Here is a 17,766-nt window from a genome sequence, read left to right on the forward strand (position 1 = left end):
GTGACAAACACAAAGATAATCAGGCCCATGTATACTATCACTTTCTCTACGGTCGAAGAAATGTATGACAAGACGTAAGACACAATCCGGACACAAGGCTAACAAACCCAGCCAGGGAGGCTTTGTGCGTATCATCAGTGGCCGCTGGCGGGGACGCAAACTGCCGGTCCATGATGTCGCCGGGCTGCGCCCCACCACCGACCGTGTCAAAGAGACCGTTTTTAACTGGCTGGCACCGGAAATCCATGGTGCCAGATGCCTGGATTTGTTTGCCGGCAGCGGCAGTCTCGGACTGGAAGCCTTGTCCCGCGGCGCCGACCACCTGACGCTGCTGGAGCTGGACAGCAAAGCCGCCGGTCAGCTCAAGCGTAACCTGGACACACTGGGAACGACTCAGGCCACGCTGCACCAGACAGATACCCTGACGTATCTGGCCAATCCCGGTACCGCCTTTGATTTGGTGTTTATCGATCCGCCATTTCGCCGTGACATGCTGTCGGATGTCTTCCGCCTGCTGGAATCCAACGGCTGGCTTGCACCTGAGGCTCTGATTTATCTGGAAGCCGAGAAAGAGCTCGGCTTACCTGACACCCCGGAACACTGGCAACTGCTGAAAGAGAAAACGGCAGGTCAGGTCAGCTACCGGCTGTATCAAAGAGAGGAACTATGAAAACGCTGATTCTACTGGCCAAAATTGCAATCGGTTTTGTCTGGGCTGTACTGCTGCTTAACCTGTTCTACCCGTTTCCGGGTGTGGCTGCGATTGCACTCTATATCATGACGGCCTTTTTGCTGGCGATGCATGGCCTGCAAATGCTGATATTTCTCGGCGCCTTCGGCGATAAGCTGACTTTGGGGCGGTGGGAAAAGTGGTCCATTCTGGCCTTCGGGATATTCGCCTTGCTGGATATTCGTCGCAAGCACATGATGTAAACATAACAAAGGGTGCCATCAGGCACCCTTCTTTTATCTTCGTACGATTCAGGCCATCGCGACTCAGCTCTCCGGTCTGTCCGTCCCGCACTGCCAGCACCAGTCGAACTGGCCTTCATTCAGTTCACCGCAATCCGGACATTGCCATTTCTTCTGGCTGCCCTTTTCATAACCAGCAAGCAGCTCTCTTGCCCGGATGATTTCATTCTCAGGTACCCAGAGCATCACTTCCACCACATCTGCCGGCAGCTCACCTGCTGCTGAACTGAGGTTTTCCCCCGTCAGGCGAACCCGTAACCCGGCATGTTCCAGCAAACCTTTGAGGGTGTGCGCTTCAAGGCTGTTTCCAGCCCGGTAAACCGACTGCCAGGTGAATGCCATACCCCGTCCTTCTGCTGCTCAGATTCAGCGTAGCAGAACGCTGATGACCAGCAATGACTGGGACAGATAATAAGTCGTCATAATACTGCCCGTCGCGGCACGAAAGCTGCCCCGGAAACGATCCAGCGCCAGCAGCGTATCCGAGACCAGAAACATCAGTGCTCCGGCAAACGCGGCCAGCCCGGCGCCAGTTCGCGTGGTAAGCCAGTACTCACCGGCTGCCCAGGTCATTTGCAGGATGACGGCAACATAAACCGCCACAGGTATCGCCAGACGGCCAAGAGACGGCAACAGCAGCAGATACACAATAATTCCGGCACCGCCCAGCAACGCCGGCAACCACCAGACGATCGGTGCCGCCAGTTCTCCCCAGAATGCGAAAGAATACACAATATGCGCCAGCAGAAAACTCGTCAGGCCGGCAACAAACCTGTCTTTGGGCAGCATCAGGAAGATATCGCCCACCACAGAGCACAGCAACCCGGCAACAATCACCTGCTGATAAAGATCACCGCTGCCAAACTGAAAAGCCGTTGCCAGCAACAACACGATTGTAAACGGCTTAAAGAGATAAAACTGCCACTGAGGACCGCGATAAGCGGCATTGATATGCAGCAAAGCTGAAAAAGAGACGGCTAACCAGACCCACATATGTCCACCAGAGTTATCAAAGCTGTCACAGTGTAAAAAGCCCGATGAGATTGTCTAGCCCGGAAATAACTTTCACCCGTCCAATTCTCACCTCTGTGATCTATCACACTTTCACATAACTTATTCTTCCTGGGATTAATCTGGCAACTTTCATCCATCTTATCCCATCGCCGTTTCAGCGATTGCGTCTTCTTTCCTGGTGATACCCGTGCGAAGTTAAGCTGACAGGGCCTTACCTTAAAAACCAGTAACATCTTTTCAAAAAAGACCGCTATCAGCGAATGGTATCACGTTCAAATCTAACAACAAAAATCAAATAAAAACATACACATAAATGAAAATGCCGCTATGAAATTCATCACAGAGACCCATTCACTGACTTTTAAGCATTTTGATGCAATTGATACAGAGAAAATGGCAAGCGCTGACAGAAAGCGTATGCAAACTATTCAATCACTGTATACCAGACTTTATCAACAAGAACTAAATTACCAAAAACAACCCAAAATCAGACGACAGCAAAATCCAAACGATAAAAAGAAAGAAATTAACGACAAAAATACCACGCAATAAAAAATAATAAAAAAAATATAATAAAAACAATAAATTAACATACAAAATGAGTCGAGATGATTTTTTGATCGTTTTTTACACAAGCCATTTCTGACAGTTTACTTGGAACAATCAATGGAATTTATGGCAACTAAAAGTAAATTTATTGCTAAATATCACACCTTCGCTTTGATCAAACCGTAAAAAAAGTGATATTCTAGACCCCATCAATCCAGCAGCAACAGTAAGGAGCCTACCACCATGTTATCTTCCTCTCAAAAACAAGGGCTTGTCATGATCGCCGTCGTCGCCGGTCTCATGTTGCTGCCTGTGCTTTAATAAGCAAAAACTAAAGATTACCAAACAAAAAAAGGTGCCTGAGGCACCTTTTTTTGTTCAATCACAGAGAGCGCTACACGATTAAGGCCGTAGTTTGATCAAATGCCAGTTACTGGAGTAAAACCATAGTGCCAGAGCTGTCATCCCAACGACCAGCATTACAACAACAGCCCAGACCCGACGACCACTCCGGGGCGTCAGTTCTTTCTCACATGCACGACAGGCTTTGCGAAACCCCCGGCTGTCATCCAGCACAAAACCATCTTCGTGCACCACTTTATTCCGGATGGTCGCGACATAACGCAACGAGGGAATAATCTCATGCGGCAATCGCTCTTCGCAGCTGGTGATCAACTGATGCAGCCCTTTACCTTCTGCGTGGTAATGATGCTTCAGTAAATACTCAAGCCGACGACTGCGGCTCACCACTAACTCAATATCCGTCACCAACCACTACTCCCTACACAAACCTTCTTTCTTAACCTTACAGGCAGATCAGCCCCTTGCAAACCCGTCTGGTGAGAATCCCGCTCACAAACACCTGACGCCGTCACTGACAATCCGGGCCCATCTCAAGCATAATGCAGCCTGAGAGTGAAGGAGTTCGCCATGCCATTTTTTCCGTTTCTAATCCTGGCTGTATTACTGAGTCTGGCCATTGCCAGCTTTGTCTTCGTCTACCGCCGCCATCTTTCAGGCCATCATGCCGCTGACAAGCAGATTGAGGTACAAATTCTTGATAAACAAAGTTTATCTGTTGATGAACATCCAACTGACGGTGACAACGCACAATACTGGCTGTATGTTCAGCCTCTCAAAGGCGGTCCCAAACGTGAATTTCAGGTCGGTGTACACTTTTATCATGCCTTGAATCCCGGTGACTGCGGCACCCTGACCTACCGGGGCAGACAGTTTATGCATTTCGCACTGAAACGCTGAGCTGAGATTGTCTTCAGGGCACCAGCCAGGCCGTAAACCGGCTCTGACTGAGCAGCCAGCTGGCCAGTAACGCCAGTCCTCCGGCGATCAGTGTCCAGAAAGGAATCATCAGCACCGGGTGGATAAAATACAAATCAAACGCTCTGACCGGCCACAGAAACAGCGGGTGCAGCAGATAAATCCCCAGGCTGTAGCGACTGACAAAAGCCAGCTTCGTCAAAGTCTGCTCACTCAGTCTATCCGCCAGATAACGGCACAGCGCAAACACCATGGCTGCAATGATGACTGTATTGAGAGTTTTGTACGATAACCAGCGTCCGACGGTATATTCACCCAGCAAAAAGCTGTTATGGATCACCATGTAATCCGTCAGTAACAAGGCAGCGATGCCCAACGGCAGCAGCCAGGTCAGCGTCGGCCAGGAAAAGCGGAAAAGACTGTAGCCCAACAGCAAATACCCGCTGTAGAGCACCAGCTGATGGCTCCAGGGACCGTCAATAAAGAGCAGAAATAAGCCTGTCACCACCATCCACAAGAACGTCACGCCTTTGATGGCTGTCGGGTCAGCCCGTTTCACCCAAGCCTGAAAAAATGGGATCACCAGATACAGCGGAATAAAGTAATAAAAGAAGCCAAGGTGGTAATAGGTTTCATGTTCCGGCATTTCAGCCAGGGTATGCAGCGCAGTCTCAGACTGAAACCCATCCGGGGTTACTCCTGACAAAAACGCATAAAACAGCGACCAGACCAGAAAAGGCACCAGCACCTTACCCAAGCGCCGCCTCAGGTAATAATTCAAATCAAACGGCCGGGTGTCACTCAGCATCAGTGTCCCGGTAATCATGATAAAGACCGGCACTGCCCAGCGGCTGAAACTGTTATAGCTGATGGCCGTCATCCATGCATGATCGGGAATTTGCCCCAGCAATTCTCGATAAGGGCCAAGCACATGGATCACCACCACCGCTGTTGCCGCGACACAGCGTAATAGATCAATAAAGATAATCTTTTCCCGCATAGGCTCCTCTCTGCGATGGCGAACCACCCATCCGATGCTTGTCGTCCAGATTAGGCGCCAGCTCCTGTCTTAATGTTAACAGAATGATAATTTGAATGGCGTTTTATTCCTTACAGCCCACAGTTGTGATATGCATCACGAAAATCACAGTAAGAAGCATCGTTCCTGCACAGAAGAATCTTTCCTGTTCCGCCCTGCTTTCGTTACAAATACACAACAACACACATATCCCGAAGCGGTTTGATTTAAAACTCATACAAAAACAGGAATAAAAAACCAGATGAAATGCAAAACATCAGTTATAAATCATACAAATGAAATATTTTGACACACTTTTATTTTGTTTGGGCTATTAACAATAGCGTAACCTCCCGCCCCTAAAACAAGACGCCCATAGACGGGTATATGACGAAAAAGGAGGTCGTGATGCATTCCAGTGCTTCACAAAATCAAGTAAATCCCAAAAAAACGCTGTTTACGCGCTTTCTGGACACCGTTGAGTGGCTGGGTAACCTGCTGCCCCATCCAATCACCCTGTTTGCGCTGTTCAGCCTGGTGATTCTGCTCGCTTCAGGGATTGCCGGTTATTTCGGTGTGTCAGTCCCTGACCCGCGACCTGAAGGAGCTCCGGGCCGCTCTGCTGACGGCCTGATCCATGTGGTCAGCCTGCTGAACGCAGAAGGCCTGCAAATGATTGTGGCCAACCTGGTGAAAAACTTCACCGGTTTCGCGCCACTGGGCACCGTCTTGGTTGCCATGCTGGGTGTCGCCATTGCAGAACATTCTGGCTTACTTTCTGCTGCAATGCGCGGTCTGGTCATGGGCGCATCCCGCCGCATGGTCACGCTGGTCGTCGTCTTTGCCGGTATCATCTCGAACACGGCAGCCGAATTAGGTTATGTGGTTCTGATCCCGCTGGCAGCCATGCTGTTCCATTCGCTGGGCCGCCACCCGCTGGCTGGTCTGGCAGCTGCCTTTGCCGGGGTATCCGGGGGCTACAGCGCAAACCTGCTGCTGGGTACCGTTGACCCGCTGCTGTCCGGTATCACCCAAACGGCAGCGCAGATGATCGATCCGACCTATGAAGTTGGTCCCGAAGTAAACTGGTATTTCATGTTCGCCTCCACTTTCGCGATCACGATCATGGGCGCATTTGTGACCGAGAAAATCGTTGAGCCGAAGCTGGGTACCTACAATGCCGGGGATGCCAGTGATGATCTGGGCCAGGACAAAATGGGCGAGCTGACAGCTCTGGAGAAGAAAGGTCTGAAAGTGGCCGGACTGGCAACGCTGGCTGTTTCTGTCGTGCTGGCGCTGACCATCGTGCCGGAAAACGGCATTCTGCGTCATCCGGAAACCGGGCTGATCTCCGGCTCACCGTTCCTGAAAGGGATTGTGGCATTCATCTTTGTCTTCTTTGCCATTCCGGGTTTTGCCTTCGGCAAAGTGGTCGGCACCATGAAAACCGATCGCGACGTGATCGATGCAATGTCAAAGTCCATGTCTTCAATGGGCATCTACATCGTACTGGTCTTCTTCGCCGCTCAGTTTGTCGCTTTCTTTAAGTGGACCAACTTTGGGCAGGTCTTTGCCGTTGCCGGTGCTGACTTCCTGCAGTCGATCGGTCTGACCGGTCCGATGCTGTTCTTTGCCTTTATCCTGATGTGTGGCTTCATCAACCTGATGATCGGCTCCGCTTCTGCCCAATGGGCCGTCACAGCTCCGATCTTTGTCCCGATGCTGATGCTGGTCGGTTATGCACCGGAAACCATTCAGGCGGCATACCGGATCGGCGACTCCGTGACCAACATCATCACCCCCATGATGAGCTACTTCGGAATGATCCTGGCCGTGGCTACCCGTTACCAGAAAAATCTGGGCCTGGGTACTCTGATTGCCACGATGCTGCCGTACTCCATGGTCTTTATCGTGGGTTGGAGTCTGATGTTCTACATCTGGGTCTTCATCCTGGGTATCCCGGTCGGCCCGGGTGCCGCGACTTACTACACCGTCGGCGGTTAATGCTGCCAGAACAACAAACCGGGCCCAGTGCCCGGATTGTTTTTTCCTCTTTTCAGGTCTTGCCTGAAACTACTTCTGATAAGGGATCTGGTAGCTGGTCAGCCAGTGCAGGGTCTGATGATAAACATTCGCCACCTGTGCTTCTTTCACGCCCAGTTTCTGACAGTAGCGGGCAGTCATCTCCCAGTCCGCATTATCATAGGCATCCAGCAGATTCAGAATGTCCCCCAGCTCTCCTTCCCGGTTGAGCAGCGCACTGTGTACCTCTTCCGACAATGGCAGCAGCTCCAGCAGCTTCGGCAGTGGTTTGTCCAGCAACGCATCCAGCAGAGAGAATATACCAGCCAGAAAGGCCTGATCACTGTTCAGGCGGATCCCGCTGCCCCGCGCCAGTTCCTCGCACATCCGGGCCCGTTGCAACGACAAAATATACAGTTCCCGGGGTTTGCGGATGGAAGCATGTGCAGCAGCCACCACAGACACAAAGAGTTTGATTTTCTCTTCCCCGAGATACACCAGTGCCTGTTTAAAATTGCCAATCGGCGACAGCGTGCGGTGGGCGGCCGAATTCACATAGCGCAGCAGCAGATAAGACAGCGAGACATCGCTGGAGATAATGCGCTCCACGCGTTTGAAATCCACCGGCGTCCGGCTGATTTCCCGCAGTAATCGCAGTGTGGTCAGCGTTTCAGGCGTCACCTGACGGTTTTTCAACAGCTCGGGTTTGCTGAAGTAATAGCCCTGGAACAAGTGAAAACCCGCAGTTTTGGCAGCCTCAAACTCTTCCCGGGTTTCGACCTTCTCGGCCAGAAACTTCAGTCGCCGGCTTTTCTGACTGGCGACAAAGGCACATGCCTGCTGGCAGCCCAGCTTGATAAAATCGAGCTTAATCAGATGAACAAAGGGTAGGAAGCGCTGCCACGCCGGATCCAGCTCAAAGTCATCCAGCGCAATGGTATAGCCCTGTTTGTGCAGATGACGGACTGCCGCCAGTAACTCGTCGTCCGGAACGCAGGTTTCCAGGACTTCAATCACAACTTTTTGCCGCGGCAGCAGCAAAGGCATCAGCTTAATCAGGCTGTCATGGGGAAAATTGATAAAGGTTCGCTGACTGGCCGTCGCCAGATCATCTCCGACAGCCATATAGTTTTCCACCAGTAACCGACTGGTCGCCGTGTTTGCTTCGATCTGGGGAAATGCATTCTGCTCCCCGTCACGGAACAAAAGCTCATACCCCACCGTACGCTGCTGGCGGTTCAATATAGGCTGACGAGCTACGTAGGCATACATATCCGGAATAGTAATGACCTTAGTCAGATGGATGACAATAACAATAATAGAAAGACATCCGTCTGGATGTCGCATCCAAAACCATCAACACTTTACGTTATACTGGAACATATTACGAATTCCTATATGCCGCCAGGCATAGCTGATAAATGTTGGACACGCTTCCCATGACGCAAGGTAAAACACTTTCCCTCAACCACGAGGTATTAAGCATGGAACCCAACTTCTCCGAGACCATGGCCGGTCCGGTAGCAGAATGCTGGGCACACAGGAATCAGGGACATTTTGAAGGGGTCTCTGGGATCCCCATCGCCTGGATGAGCCTGACAGGATTCAGTCAGGACAAGGTGATTGTTCTGGTCAATGGCCGGATTGAGACCTTCCACAAATATCAGGAGCTATGCTGGGAACTGACCCGGCAAGGTTATGATGTGTTCGCCCTGGATCACCGCGGTCAGGGCTGTTCAGGCCGGATGGCGACGGATACCCAGCTGGGCCATGTGGAAGAGTTTTCCGATTATGTGGCAGACCTGAACACCTTGATTGAAACCGTTGTCAAACCCGCCGTCTACCGGCAGCATTTCATTCTGGGCCATTCTATGGGAGGCACCGTCGTCAGCCTGTATCTGGCACAGCACCCGGATTTTTTTGACGCCGCTGCCCTGAGTGCCCCGATGCACGGCATCAAAATCAGCCACTGGATGAAACCTATCGCGTCACCGCTGGCGCGGGTGGCGGAGCAGTTGCAGCGTCAGCCCGGTTACGCGCCGGGTCAGGTCCCCTATTACCCCAAACCGTTTGCCGATAACCCGCTCAGCCAGAGCCGGTGCCGGTATGACTGGTTCCGGCAGCTCTACGAAGAAAACCCGAATTTCAAACTCGGCGGCCCCAGTTCCCGCTGGGTGTGGCAGGCACTGGCCGCGGCACGTCAGGCCGTCGCACTGGCTGGTCAAATCCGCTGCCCGGTGCTGCTGCTGCAGAACAGCGAGGACACCATCGTCGACAACCGGGCGCAGAATGTGTTCTGTCAGCGGATCCAGCAAGGCGGCGGCCACTGCCATCTCAAGGTCATCCAGGGGGCGCGACATGAGGTTCTGTTCGAAGAGGATCGCTTCAGAAGCCCCGCAATCGAAGCAATTCTGGCACATTTTTCCCACTATAGTGACAGCAAGACTGAAGCGTCGCTGGCCGCCAGCAGCCAGGCAGGCTGATGGCTTGGCCTGGTTGATACCCGGACACAGCGCAGCAGAAATAGCGGAAAAAAATAATGCCGCAGAATAGCCTCTTTTCTGAGGCTCATTCTGGTTTACACTGCTGATATCAATCAACCGGCTCGGCACAGCGCGCAGCCGGACACCATCAGACAACAGAGACGTGCCATGTATAAAATTGTTGCTTCCGATCTCGACGGTACCCTGCTGACCCCGGACCACCAGATTGCTCCTTTTACCAAAGAGGTACTTCAGCAGCTTCATCATCAGGGAACAGATTTTGTCTTTGCAACCGGCCGCCACCATGTGGATGTTGCCGAAATGCGCGAAAAGCTGGGCATTCCGGCCTACATGATCACGTCGAACGGCGCCCGGGTCCATACCTGTGACGGAGAGGAAGTGTTCCGTCAGGACGTCCAGCCAGAAATCATTCTTGGCCTGATGGCACTCACCAAAGATGAGCCTGATCTGCGTATTCACCTCTACCGGAATGACGACTGGCTGTTGAATGTGGAAGATCCGTACCTGCGCGATTTCCACAAAACTTTCACATATCAGTTGTTTGACGTCGAAAATCCGCCGCTTGAAGGCGTAGCCAAGGTTTTCTTTACCCGCGACGACAAAGATCACGACAAACTGGTGGTGCTGGAAGACAAGTTCCGTGCCGTATTCGGTGACCGCGCCAATATTGCCTTCTCCACCCCCTGGTGCCTGGAAGTGATGGATATCGGAGTCTCAAAAGGTCATGCTCTGGCAGCCGTGGCGCTGGCAAAAGGCTACGAACTCAAAGACTGCATCGCATTCGGCGACGGCATGAACGATGTAGAAATGCTGACCATGGCGGGGAAAGGGCTGGTGATGGGCACTGCCCACCATAAAGTGATGGCCGCACTGCCAGAGAACGGAGTCATCGGTTCCTGTGCAGACGAAGCCGTCGCGCACTATCTGGCTGATCATCTGCTGTAAACCAACGGATTCGTCAATGCATACAAACGCCGCCAACATCCCCTTTCTGGCGGCGTTTTCATTTCAGAAGCCTGCTTAAAACTGCCCGGTCATCCGCAGAATTTCCTGCCATTGTTGTGCCGTCACCGGCATGATGCTGAGACGATTGCCGCGCTGTACCAAAGGCATTTCGTGCAGGGCATCATTGGCCTTGATTTTCTTGAGCGGCACTAGACGCAGATGACGGACGTACTCAATATCCACCATGACCCAGCGCGGGTTTGCAGGATCAGATTTCGGGTCGAAATACGGGCTTTCCGGATCAAACTGAAAGTGGTCCGGGTAAGCTTCACGCACCACTTTCGCAATACCAGCCACACCGATATCCTTGCACGACGAGTGGTAAATAAAGACTTCGTCTCCAACCTTAATCTCATCCCGCATCATATTGCGCGCCTGATAATTCCGCACACCCTCCCAGCAGGAGACGTTCATCTGCTTGAGGGTATCGATGGAAAAGGTGTCCGGTTCTGTTTTAAATAGCCAGTAAGCCATATCGCATCCTGTTGGGTGATTTTATCGTATCAGGGCAGTACCATAAGCTCAGAATACCACAAGCAATCACTATCAATGCGCATTGAATCACCAGACACCTGTGCCCGCTGCGGCTTTCGTTACAATTGTATTTGTCATGCGGAGCCGAAGCTCCGCTGTCAGGCTCGCTTTGTCCTGCTGACCCACAGCAAAGAATTCGACAAAGACAGCAATACCGGTGTGCTCATGGCACGCAGCCTGCCCGATTGTCAGCGTATCTGCTGGTCGCGCACCGAACCACCCCATGATCTGCTGAGGCAGATCGCCGATCCGCAGGTACAGCCATGGTTGCTGTTTCCGGCCGACGACCATCATCCGGCCACCGATTATCATCTAATCCCAGACAAAACTCCGCTGTTCATCCTGCTGGATGCCACCTGGCAGGAAGCTCGGAAGATGGTGCGAAAAAGTCCCTGGCTGGCCGCTTTACCCCGGCTGAGCCTGACCCCGGACCAGCTGTCGGCCTATGCTCTGCGTCGCAACCAGCAATCAGGTAATCTCTGCACCTGTGAAACCGGCATCGCCCTGCTGAATTTGCTGGAAGCGCATGAAGATGCCCGCGCCTTACAGCACTATTTCGAGACGTTCCTGCACATCTTCCATGCAGAAAAAAGTGGCCACACCCGCTAATTTTTTGCGCCGGATTCTGGTCATTTCTTGCGCTGCCTGACAAAGCCCCCTATATTTAACCGACTAGTCAGTCGGTTTTCGTATTTCAGTGCCGAGCTGAACTTACACATCGAACATTGCCAGATAAAATCAGGGCCGGTGCCCGACAGGAGATCAAGATGACCGTAGCCACCGCCTCGAGGGAAAGTCAGCATATCTTCACGCTACAGCATATCTTCAACCATCAGCGCAGCGAATTTTCAGCGCAGCCGATGCCAGACTATGCCAATCGTGCCACCGCCCTCAAACAACTCAAAACAGCATTACTGAAGAACAAAGAAGCGCTGTGTGAGGCTTTAGCGCAAGATTTCGGTCACCGCAGCCATCAGGATACGCTCATCAGCGATATCCTGCCCTGCGTCATGCAAATCAATTACACCCTTAAGCGCCTGAAAAAATGGATGCGCCCCTCGCGCCGTCACGCCGGGCTGCTGCTGATGCCGGCTAAAGTGGAAGTGATTTACCAGCCACTGGGAGTGGTTGGCATTGTCGTACCCTGGAATTTTCCGGTGATGCTCAGCCTCGGTCCGCTGATTTCGGCGCTGGCTGCCGGGAACCGGGCAATGATCAAACTCAGCGAGTTTACCCCGGCCACCAACAAAATTCTCAGCTCCCTTCTGGCGAGCTTGTTTGAGGACGCTCAGGTCGCCGTCATTGAAGGTGAAGCTGACGTGGCAGCCACCTTTACCCGATTGCCTTTCGATCATCTGCTGTTCACTGGCTCCACCGCCGTCGGCCACCATGTCATGCGTGCCGCTGCTGAAAATCTCACCCCGGTCACACTGGAGCTGGGCGGCAAATCTCCGACCCTGATCGCTCCGGATGCCGATATAGCGCACGCTGTGGAGCGGATGATTTTCGGAAAATGCCTTAATGCCGGCCAGATCTGCGTGGCCCCAGACTATGTCCAGGTTCCTGAAGACAAAGCACAAGAGTTCATCTCTGAATTTAAGCAACAATTTGTGGCCATGTATCCGCAAGGGGTCCACAGCCGCGACTTCACCTCCATTGTGAATCAACGTCAGTTTGACCGTCTGAATCTGTGGCTTGAAGAAGCCCGTCACCAAAACGTGGTCATCGAACCGGCGCATACCGAAGCACTAGACGATAAAGCACATCGCATGGTGCCGCATTTGCTGCTGAATCCGGATGAAAACCTGACGCTGATGCAGCAAGAAATTTTCGGCCCGCTGTTGCCCGTCATCACCTATCGTACCATCGAAGAAGCGCTTTCTTACATTCAACAGCGGCCCAGACCACTGGCGCTGTATCTGATGACGCACGATGCTGCGCTGCAAACACAGGTCAAAAACAACATACATGCAGGTGGTATGGCAATTAATGACACTATCTTTCATGTGGCAGCCGATGACGCGCCTTTTGGTGGGATCGGCCCGTCTGGCATGGGGCACTATCATGGCAAAGAAGGTTTTCTGACCTTCTCAAAGGCGAAAACTGTCCTGACCCGGGGCAAAATTAATACAGCCAAACTGGTGATGCCGCCTTACACGGGCTGGAAAGCGATGCTCCAAAAAGCCATGATGACTTTCTTCCTGCGTTGATCCTGTATTATGCTGGCTCTCCCATTGAGCCAGCATTCCGATGACAAACGCCAGATGAGCCAGACGAAGAAACAACAGCTGTTAGACGCCGCCCTGCACTTATTCATCGAGCAGGGTATCCAGGCCACTGCAACCGCTAAAATTGCTAAAACAGCCGGTGTTGCCAATGGTACCCTGTTTCATCATTTCGCCAATAAACAAGCACTGGTCGAAGCGCTGCATCTGAGTATCAAGGAAGAAATGGCACAGGCAATCACACCGCCGGACTCAAGCCTCGCTCTGCGTGAACAATTGATTCATCTCTGGCAGGCTGCGATTCAATGGGGACTAAGCCATCCGCAGAAGTTTCAGTTCCTTCGTCAACTCGCAAACGATCCGCAATACCCACTCAGTCAGCAGCATGCCATGCTGAGTCTGGCGCTGCCTTTACTGCCACAACTCATCGCGCAAGGCCAAAGTGAAGGCATCTTGGCCGACTGGCCACAGGCACTGATCCTCAATACCTGTCACAGCCAGTTCTTATCAACCGTCAGCCTTTTTACTGAGCAGCCCGAGCTTGCCATTGATCCTGCCTGCCTACAGACAGCCTTTGATATGCTCTGGTATGGTATGGCGCGTCGCTGACTTGCCTTGAAAATTCAGCTGGGAAATTCTCTGATGAATAGCTCTGTTGAAGATCAAATTATTTTTAACTGTATTGATGAATCAACCGTAACAAAGAGTCGATAAAATTAACAAATCATGTGAAGACATAAATTGAACTCCCATCAATATTTTCATTTCACCACCTGATATAATTCAGATTTTCCATGTCATGATTCATTTTAAAAATGACCGCACTCTACGCACAAATTAAATATCAAAAGGAAGATATCATGAAAAAACTCGCATTAATTTCAACATTTATTTTCAGTACATTCAGCGTATCTGCTGAACCAACCTCCACACCAGCAGCAGTTCCGAAAAATCTTCATGTCTATGACTTACATGGCAATACATATATCGACCTTTTAGCACATGGCTGTTCGAATATCAGATATTACCTATCCCCAACTCATCCGAAATATGATGCCATTGTTTCCATTTTGCTAACCGCTCAAACAGCCAATAAACCCGTGATTATTCGTTACGAAGGCTGTAACCCGCAGAGCCAGGGCAATATTGTTGGAGTTTACCTGCCTTAAATCTGAAACTGAAAAATCAACAAAAACATTCACTACTGTCTTTTGAATATTACATTTTTAGTTCAACTACACTGAACACCATGCAAACTAATTTAGACTAAAGAGTATCTTCATGAAAAAGCTTTCCATTCTTTTATGTTCGCTATTAAGCCTGAATAGCTTTGCTGCGAATTATTCTCAAGATAACGGCGTTATCAGCAAAGTCTATGTGAATCCTGAAGGCGCTATCGCATTACAGCTTCAAAACGGTTTTCCAAGAGCCAAAGGAGACAATCAATGCCCAAACTCAAATGGATGGGCCGGACTTCGAGTAGCAGATAGTGCAATTCAATCGGCGATACTGGCAGCAAAAACAGCGAGCCTCCGGGTGACTGTTACAATTGAAGGTTGTGAAGGAAACTGGTTTAAGGTGAAAGATATATACCTCGAATAATCAAAAGGCCCGTAAATTAAAATTTACGGGCCTCAGCATTCTATGTTGATTTAGTCCATTGAAACGTATTGAATGTCTTCTCCGTCTCTCCAGCGCATGCAGGTTCCTGTCCCACCGACGGTCACCTCTTTTCCACTGGCTTTCGCCGCCAGCAACATGCTGTACTGCGACTTACCGTAAGCGCTGTTTTCGTCTTTAATCATCCAATAAGTCTGATTTTGAGCACATACTGCACGATCCCTCATTTCCCCGGCAATGTAGACATAATGCAAACCATCATCCCGAACTATCAGTTTGCTGACCGTCCCTTTGACATAGCCTGCATAGGCGCCTGAAGTAAACAAACAAGATACCAGCACAGTGGTGAATAATTTCTTCATCGATATATATCCCTTACCCATCTTTATCCCAAAGGATCAACCTGTGTCACTAAACAGTAACTACCATTCGATTCAATCCCAGATGTATACACAGTAGCCGCCCGGTTATTCGAGGCCCACTGCGCCAGTACCACTGAAACCATGGTGGTGTTTTCCTGCTTTATTTTTAGCCAGTTATATGGCGTGCCTTTACAGTGGTCCGGAATATTACCGTTATCCACCATAATTAACAACGCACCTTCAATCGCCGTGATGTTGGTAATTTTTCCTGAAATGTAGTGACTGGCGGCTGTTGCAAAATTCGCAGAAGACATTAAGATCGCTGCCATGATTCCAAATAAGAATTTACTCATTTCCAATCCATCCTAAATAACTGAATATATGAACATCTTTCTGATTGGAACGGCTCCAATCAGAAAGCATAAAAGCAAAGCTCATCATTTCGCTTTGAAGAGGGTTCAAGGATTCATCGTCACATAAGACACTTCACACACAGGTGAACCTTCAACAATACGAATCTGCAAATGTTTCTGCGCTGCAATCCCTGTCAAAAGGGTTGAATAAATCTCCTTGTATAGCAGGTGATTCATTTTCAATGTCATGTATTTCCCATCAAAAAGCTGGCAGTTGAGCTTATTTTTCTCTGCTGGCGCACCAATATAAATATTCCCAGTGGATGATAAGTAAGTATTGGTCAGCACTTCCTTACCAACCCCAAAGCAGGAAATATTATTACAAGCCGCCCATGCAGACGGCGCTAAAAAGAACACAAAAAACAATACAAATCTCATCACTGACTCCTCCTTGAAATACGATAAAAAATTAGTCTCGAACTTATTCATCATTGGATTGAATATTGTTTAATACACTTTCCGCATAATTTTTCAGACTCGTGATACCAATGCGGGGAATGTAATCTTTCAGGACCTGAATCGCGTCCGGATACTGCACAGACATCTGCCCCAGATTGTCAATGACCTGTCGAATGACATACTCATTGTTTTCAACCTTTAATCTGTCTCTGTAGACATCGACAAATTCTGGACCCGGTGTTGTAAAGCTCAGACTGGTTGAAGAGATTTCTCTCATCCGCCCATCGTCATCAGAAAGATGCTTTAACAGCACACCTTGTGCTTTCGGCGTATTCACAAAACGTAGCGCGTCCAGAGCTGAATAACGCACCTGTTTACTTTCATGCGATAAGTATCCCGTGACAACATCGGTTTGCTCCGCCAATCCCATATTCCCGATGACGCTCAGTGCATCTTCAATGTGCTGAGCATCGCTGCTCGCTGTGAGCTGCCCTTTGACTTCCTCAAAAATAGCCAGGCTTCTGGCGCGATCATCATCCTGTAAGAATCGGGCCATGCCTCCCAGCACCAGTTGCGCTTGCAGCCTTTCTTCTTCAGAAGGAAGTGACTTTGCCAGGTCACGGACAGCGGACTCACTTTCCAGCGTCGGATGATCCAGAAAAATCAATTTCAGCATGATTGCATTTTGCTTTTCTGGTGAAGATGCAGCCATCACATCCAGCAAAATATTCTGTGCTTCAGGACTTCCAATCGAGACCAGCAAAGTGCTCAGCATCTGAAAAGCCGGATGATCGGCCTGATAAAGACTCAACCAAAGTTTCACCTGTTCCAGACGAGAAGGGTCAAGTGCTACCCATGCCCGCAACTGATAAAACAAGCTCGCCTTGCCACGGTTATCCAGTGAAGGAACTTGCCTGAGCCGGGTACTGAAAGTTGTGACGTTTTCTGTCCCCACCGTCTGCTCATACATCTGCTTTTCCAGCAATTGTCGCTGGTACTCACCATTGAGCGTATCGCTGATATAGGTCGTGTCCGTCTGACTGTCGGCTTCAGGCACATCTGCAACAGACAGAAACACAGCCGAGAAATGTGCTTTTTCCTCAGCCAGTTTACCGCTGGCTGAATACGTTTCTTTACTGCGGTCCATTACAATTTGGCTGATGCGCTTTGAGAAACGACTGACATCAATGTCAACCGCCTGCTCTAGTCGCAACAAAGCATTTTGGGGACGATAAGATTTGTTCACACGGATGTCCCAACCCGGAATCAGCTCCTCGTCAATGTCATAATACACATCATAAGCAGATGAAAAATCTGCCTCGATGGTTTGCCAGTTGGATTTCCCCTGATTTGAAAGTGAGATCTGGAACTGCGCAATCATGTCTTTTAACAGGGGCGAAAATTCTTCGTAATATGCCTCCTGAAACTTCAGTTCATGAAACAAACCATCACGATTCAGATTGGCGTAGACAACCATATCCTGCGGCCAGCGGCTGCTGGTACGGCCATTCATCTCAGCCATAAATGATTCAGGCTGAAATCTGAATGCCAGCTGATACCCCTGAGCCGTTTGCTCAAGCACATCGATAAACATTTGCCCGATATAACTGTAGTTCACCTTTAAGTCAGGCTGATAAGAACGCCCCTGCCCCACCAGATTCGTGACGCCGGTAGCATGGTTCTGATACTTCACCTCATAGTGATAAGAGCTGCCGGGCTCATATTGAATCACATACGGGTCACCTTTTATCTTGAACAACACAAGCAAAATTATGCCTGCAAGAATCATGGTACTCAAAATCAGTACGGCAGCTCTGTTTTTCATGTGTTACCTACATTTTCAGAATAAAC

22 protein-coding genes are annotated in these 17,766 nt (G+C 50.2%); 12 read left to right on the forward strand and 10 right to left on the reverse strand.

Features of this window, described 5'->3' with window-relative positions; all coding sequences use genetic code 11:
• Positions 1-64: 64 nt before the first annotated feature.
• Both rsmD and ACYP03_RS15225 read left to right on the forward strand, forming a co-directional pair.
• Entirely contained in the window at positions 65-670 is a 606-nt protein-coding gene (gene rsmD / locus ACYP03_RS15220; protein ID WP_459780761.1) for a 16S rRNA (guanine(966)-N(2))-methyltransferase RsmD, read from the forward strand.
• Entirely contained in the window at positions 667-933 is a 267-nt protein-coding gene (locus ACYP03_RS15225; RefSeq protein ID WP_036750385.1) for a DUF1145 domain-containing protein, read from the forward strand. Before rsmD ends, ACYP03_RS15225 begins: the two co-directional genes overlap by 4 nt.
• 63 nt (positions 934-996) lie before the next feature.
• On the opposite strand, the gene ACYP03_RS15230 is transcribed toward ACYP03_RS15225, so the two are convergent.
• Complete coding sequence (locus ACYP03_RS15230; RefSeq protein ID WP_459780762.1) at positions 997-1,314, reverse strand: putative signal transducing protein; 318 nt, start codon at positions 1,312-1,314, stop codon at positions 997-999.
• Positions 1,315-1,338: 24 nt separating this feature from the next.
• The gene (locus ACYP03_RS15235) at positions 1,339-1,965 is read right to left on the reverse strand and encodes a lysoplasmalogenase (protein ID WP_248144542.1); all 627 of its coding nucleotides are present in this window, start codon (positions 1,963-1,965) and stop codon (positions 1,339-1,341) included.
• 348 nt (positions 1,966-2,313) lie between these two features.
• Here ACYP03_RS15235 and ACYP03_RS15240 point away from each other — a divergent pair, with 348 nt between their 5' ends.
• Positions 2,314-2,538, forward strand: coding sequence for a hypothetical protein (locus ACYP03_RS15240; RefSeq protein WP_459780763.1), 225 nt, complete (start codon positions 2,314-2,316; stop codon positions 2,536-2,538).
• A 399-nt stretch (positions 2,539-2,937) separates the two neighbouring features.
• Here the strand turns inward: ACYP03_RS15240 and ACYP03_RS15245 are convergent, their stop codons facing one another.
• Positions 2,938-3,303: a DUF4145 domain-containing protein gene (locus ACYP03_RS15245; RefSeq protein WP_330961524.1), complete on the reverse strand. Its 366-nt coding sequence runs from the start codon at positions 3,301-3,303 to the stop codon at positions 2,938-2,940.
• Between the two features lie 162 nt (positions 3,304-3,465).
• On the opposite strand from ACYP03_RS15245, the gene ACYP03_RS15250 reads away from it, so the two are divergent.
• A complete protein-coding gene (locus tag ACYP03_RS15250) occupies positions 3,466-3,795 on the forward strand; it encodes a DUF2500 domain-containing protein (protein ID WP_248144544.1) in 330 nt (109 codons plus the stop codon).
• Positions 3,796-3,808: 13 nt separating this feature from the next.
• Here the strand turns inward: ACYP03_RS15250 and ACYP03_RS15255 are convergent, their stop codons facing one another.
• On the reverse strand, positions 3,809-4,813 hold the full coding sequence (locus ACYP03_RS15255; protein WP_459780764.1) for an acyltransferase: 1,005 nt from the start codon (positions 4,811-4,813) through the stop codon (positions 3,809-3,811).
• A 426-nt stretch (positions 4,814-5,239) separates the two neighbouring features.
• On the opposite strand from ACYP03_RS15255, the gene ACYP03_RS15260 reads away from it, so the two are divergent.
• On the forward strand, positions 5,240-6,835 hold the full coding sequence (locus tag ACYP03_RS15260) for an AbgT family transporter (protein WP_459780765.1): 1,596 nt from the start codon (positions 5,240-5,242) through the stop codon (positions 6,833-6,835).
• A 69-nt stretch (positions 6,836-6,904) separates the two neighbouring features.
• On the opposite strand, the gene ACYP03_RS15265 is transcribed toward ACYP03_RS15260, so the two are convergent.
• Entirely contained in the window at positions 6,905-8,125 is a 1,221-nt protein-coding gene (locus ACYP03_RS15265; RefSeq protein WP_371929386.1) for an EAL and HDOD domain-containing protein, read from the reverse strand.
• Positions 8,126-8,292: 167 nt separating this feature from the next.
• Here ACYP03_RS15265 and ACYP03_RS15270 point away from each other — a divergent pair, with 167 nt between their 5' ends.
• A complete protein-coding gene (locus ACYP03_RS15270; protein WP_459780766.1) occupies positions 8,293-9,336 on the forward strand; it encodes an alpha/beta fold hydrolase in 1,044 nt (347 codons plus the stop codon).
• A 168-nt stretch (positions 9,337-9,504) separates the two neighbouring features.
• Positions 9,505-10,302, forward strand: coding sequence for a Cof-type HAD-IIB family hydrolase (locus ACYP03_RS15275; protein ID WP_248144548.1), 798 nt, complete (start codon positions 9,505-9,507; stop codon positions 10,300-10,302).
• Positions 10,303-10,377: 75 nt separating this feature from the next.
• On the opposite strand, the gene ACYP03_RS15280 is transcribed toward ACYP03_RS15275, so the two are convergent.
• Positions 10,378-10,836, reverse strand: coding sequence for an EVE domain-containing protein (locus ACYP03_RS15280; RefSeq protein WP_248144549.1), 459 nt, complete (start codon positions 10,834-10,836; stop codon positions 10,378-10,380).
• A 75-nt stretch (positions 10,837-10,911) separates the two neighbouring features.
• On the opposite strand from ACYP03_RS15280, the gene ACYP03_RS15285 reads away from it, so the two are divergent.
• From ACYP03_RS15285 to ACYP03_RS15305, 5 genes are all read left to right on the forward strand, one after another.
• Entirely contained in the window at positions 10,912-11,505 is a 594-nt protein-coding gene (locus ACYP03_RS15285) for a tRNA-uridine aminocarboxypropyltransferase (RefSeq protein WP_459780768.1), read from the forward strand.
• Between the two features lie 158 nt (positions 11,506-11,663).
• Complete coding sequence (locus tag ACYP03_RS15290; protein WP_459780769.1) at positions 11,664-13,106, forward strand: coniferyl aldehyde dehydrogenase; 1,443 nt, start codon at positions 11,664-11,666, stop codon at positions 13,104-13,106.
• A 24-nt stretch (positions 13,107-13,130) separates the two neighbouring features.
• Positions 13,131-13,730 carry a TetR/AcrR family transcriptional regulator gene (locus ACYP03_RS15295; protein ID WP_459780770.1) on the forward strand — a complete coding sequence of 200 codons (600 nt, stop codon included), beginning with the start codon at positions 13,131-13,133 and terminating at the stop codon, positions 13,728-13,730.
• 251 nt (positions 13,731-13,981) lie between these two features.
• Complete coding sequence (locus ACYP03_RS15300) at positions 13,982-14,290, forward strand: hypothetical protein (RefSeq protein WP_330961516.1); 309 nt, start codon at positions 13,982-13,984, stop codon at positions 14,288-14,290.
• Positions 14,291-14,402: 112 nt separating this feature from the next.
• On the forward strand, positions 14,403-14,723 hold the full coding sequence (locus ACYP03_RS15305) for a hypothetical protein (protein WP_459780771.1): 321 nt from the start codon (positions 14,403-14,405) through the stop codon (positions 14,721-14,723).
• 50 nt (positions 14,724-14,773) lie between these two features.
• Here ACYP03_RS15305 and ACYP03_RS15310 read toward each other — a convergent pair whose 3' ends face one another.
• From ACYP03_RS15310 to ACYP03_RS15325, 4 genes are all read right to left on the reverse strand, one after another.
• Positions 14,774-15,103, reverse strand: coding sequence for a hypothetical protein (locus tag ACYP03_RS15310; RefSeq protein WP_459780772.1), 330 nt, complete (start codon positions 15,101-15,103; stop codon positions 14,774-14,776).
• Positions 15,104-15,126: 23 nt separating this feature from the next.
• Positions 15,127-15,456, reverse strand: coding sequence for a hypothetical protein (locus ACYP03_RS15315; RefSeq protein WP_459780773.1), 330 nt, complete (start codon positions 15,454-15,456; stop codon positions 15,127-15,129).
• A 105-nt stretch (positions 15,457-15,561) separates the two neighbouring features.
• Positions 15,562-15,894 (reverse strand): hypothetical protein, encoded by a 333-nt coding sequence (locus ACYP03_RS15320; RefSeq protein ID WP_459780775.1) that lies wholly within the window; start codon positions 15,892-15,894, stop codon positions 15,562-15,564.
• 43 nt (positions 15,895-15,937) lie between these two features.
• Positions 15,938-17,647 (reverse strand): HEAT repeat domain-containing protein, encoded by a 1,710-nt coding sequence (locus ACYP03_RS15325; RefSeq protein ID WP_459780777.1) that lies wholly within the window; start codon positions 17,645-17,647, stop codon positions 15,938-15,940.
• Between the last annotated feature and the right edge of the window lie 119 nt (positions 17,648-17,766).

Source organism: Photobacterium sp. R1, from assembly GCF_054600795.1.

Bases quoted from the DNA above. Each gene is read 5' to 3' on its own strand.
- ACYP03_RS15260 (WP_459780765.1), top strand. From the start codon at position 5,240: ATGCATTCCAGTGCTTCACAAAATCAAGTAAATCCCAAAAAAACGCTG.
- ACYP03_RS15280 (WP_248144549.1), bottom strand. From the start codon at position 10,836: ATGGCTTACTGGCTATTTAAAACAGAACCGGACACCTTTTCCATCGAT.
- ACYP03_RS15285 (WP_459780768.1), top strand. From the start codon at position 10,912: ATGCGCATTGAATCACCAGACACCTGTGCCCGCTGCGGCTTTCGTTAC.
- ACYP03_RS15255 (WP_459780764.1), bottom strand. From the start codon at position 4,813: ATGCGGGAAAAGATTATCTTTATTGATCTATTACGCTGTGTCGCGGCA.
- ACYP03_RS15265 (WP_371929386.1), bottom strand. From the start codon at position 8,125: ATGTATGCCTACGTAGCTCGTCAGCCTATATTGAACCGCCAGCAGCGT.
- ACYP03_RS15250 (WP_248144544.1), top strand. From the start codon at position 3,466: ATGCCATTTTTTCCGTTTCTAATCCTGGCTGTATTACTGAGTCTGGCC.
- ACYP03_RS15320 (WP_459780775.1), bottom strand. From the start codon at position 15,894: ATGAGATTTGTATTGTTTTTTGTGTTCTTTTTAGCGCCGTCTGCATGG.
- ACYP03_RS15270 (WP_459780766.1), top strand. From the start codon at position 8,293: ATGACGCAAGGTAAAACACTTTCCCTCAACCACGAGGTATTAAGCATG.
- ACYP03_RS15305 (WP_459780771.1), top strand. From the start codon at position 14,403: ATGAAAAAGCTTTCCATTCTTTTATGTTCGCTATTAAGCCTGAATAGC.
- ACYP03_RS15240 (WP_459780763.1), top strand. From the start codon at position 2,314: ATGAAATTCATCACAGAGACCCATTCACTGACTTTTAAGCATTTTGAT.
- ACYP03_RS15235 (WP_248144542.1), bottom strand. From the start codon at position 1,965: ATGTGGGTCTGGTTAGCCGTCTCTTTTTCAGCTTTGCTGCATATCAAT.
- ACYP03_RS15290 (WP_459780769.1), top strand. From the start codon at position 11,664: ATGACCGTAGCCACCGCCTCGAGGGAAAGTCAGCATATCTTCACGCTA.
- ACYP03_RS15225 (WP_036750385.1), top strand. From the start codon at position 667: ATGAAAACGCTGATTCTACTGGCCAAAATTGCAATCGGTTTTGTCTGG.
- ACYP03_RS15275 (WP_248144548.1), top strand. From the start codon at position 9,505: ATGTATAAAATTGTTGCTTCCGATCTCGACGGTACCCTGCTGACCCCG.
- ACYP03_RS15230 (WP_459780762.1), bottom strand. From the start codon at position 1,314: ATGGCATTCACCTGGCAGTCGGTTTACCGGGCTGGAAACAGCCTTGAA.
- ACYP03_RS15300 (WP_330961516.1), top strand. From the start codon at position 13,982: ATGAAAAAACTCGCATTAATTTCAACATTTATTTTCAGTACATTCAGC.
- ACYP03_RS15310 (WP_459780772.1), bottom strand. From the start codon at position 15,103: ATGAAGAAATTATTCACCACTGTGCTGGTATCTTGTTTGTTTACTTCA.
- ACYP03_RS15315 (WP_459780773.1), bottom strand. From the start codon at position 15,456: ATGAGTAAATTCTTATTTGGAATCATGGCAGCGATCTTAATGTCTTCT.
- rsmD (WP_459780761.1), top strand. From the start codon at position 65: ATGACAAGACGTAAGACACAATCCGGACACAAGGCTAACAAACCCAGC.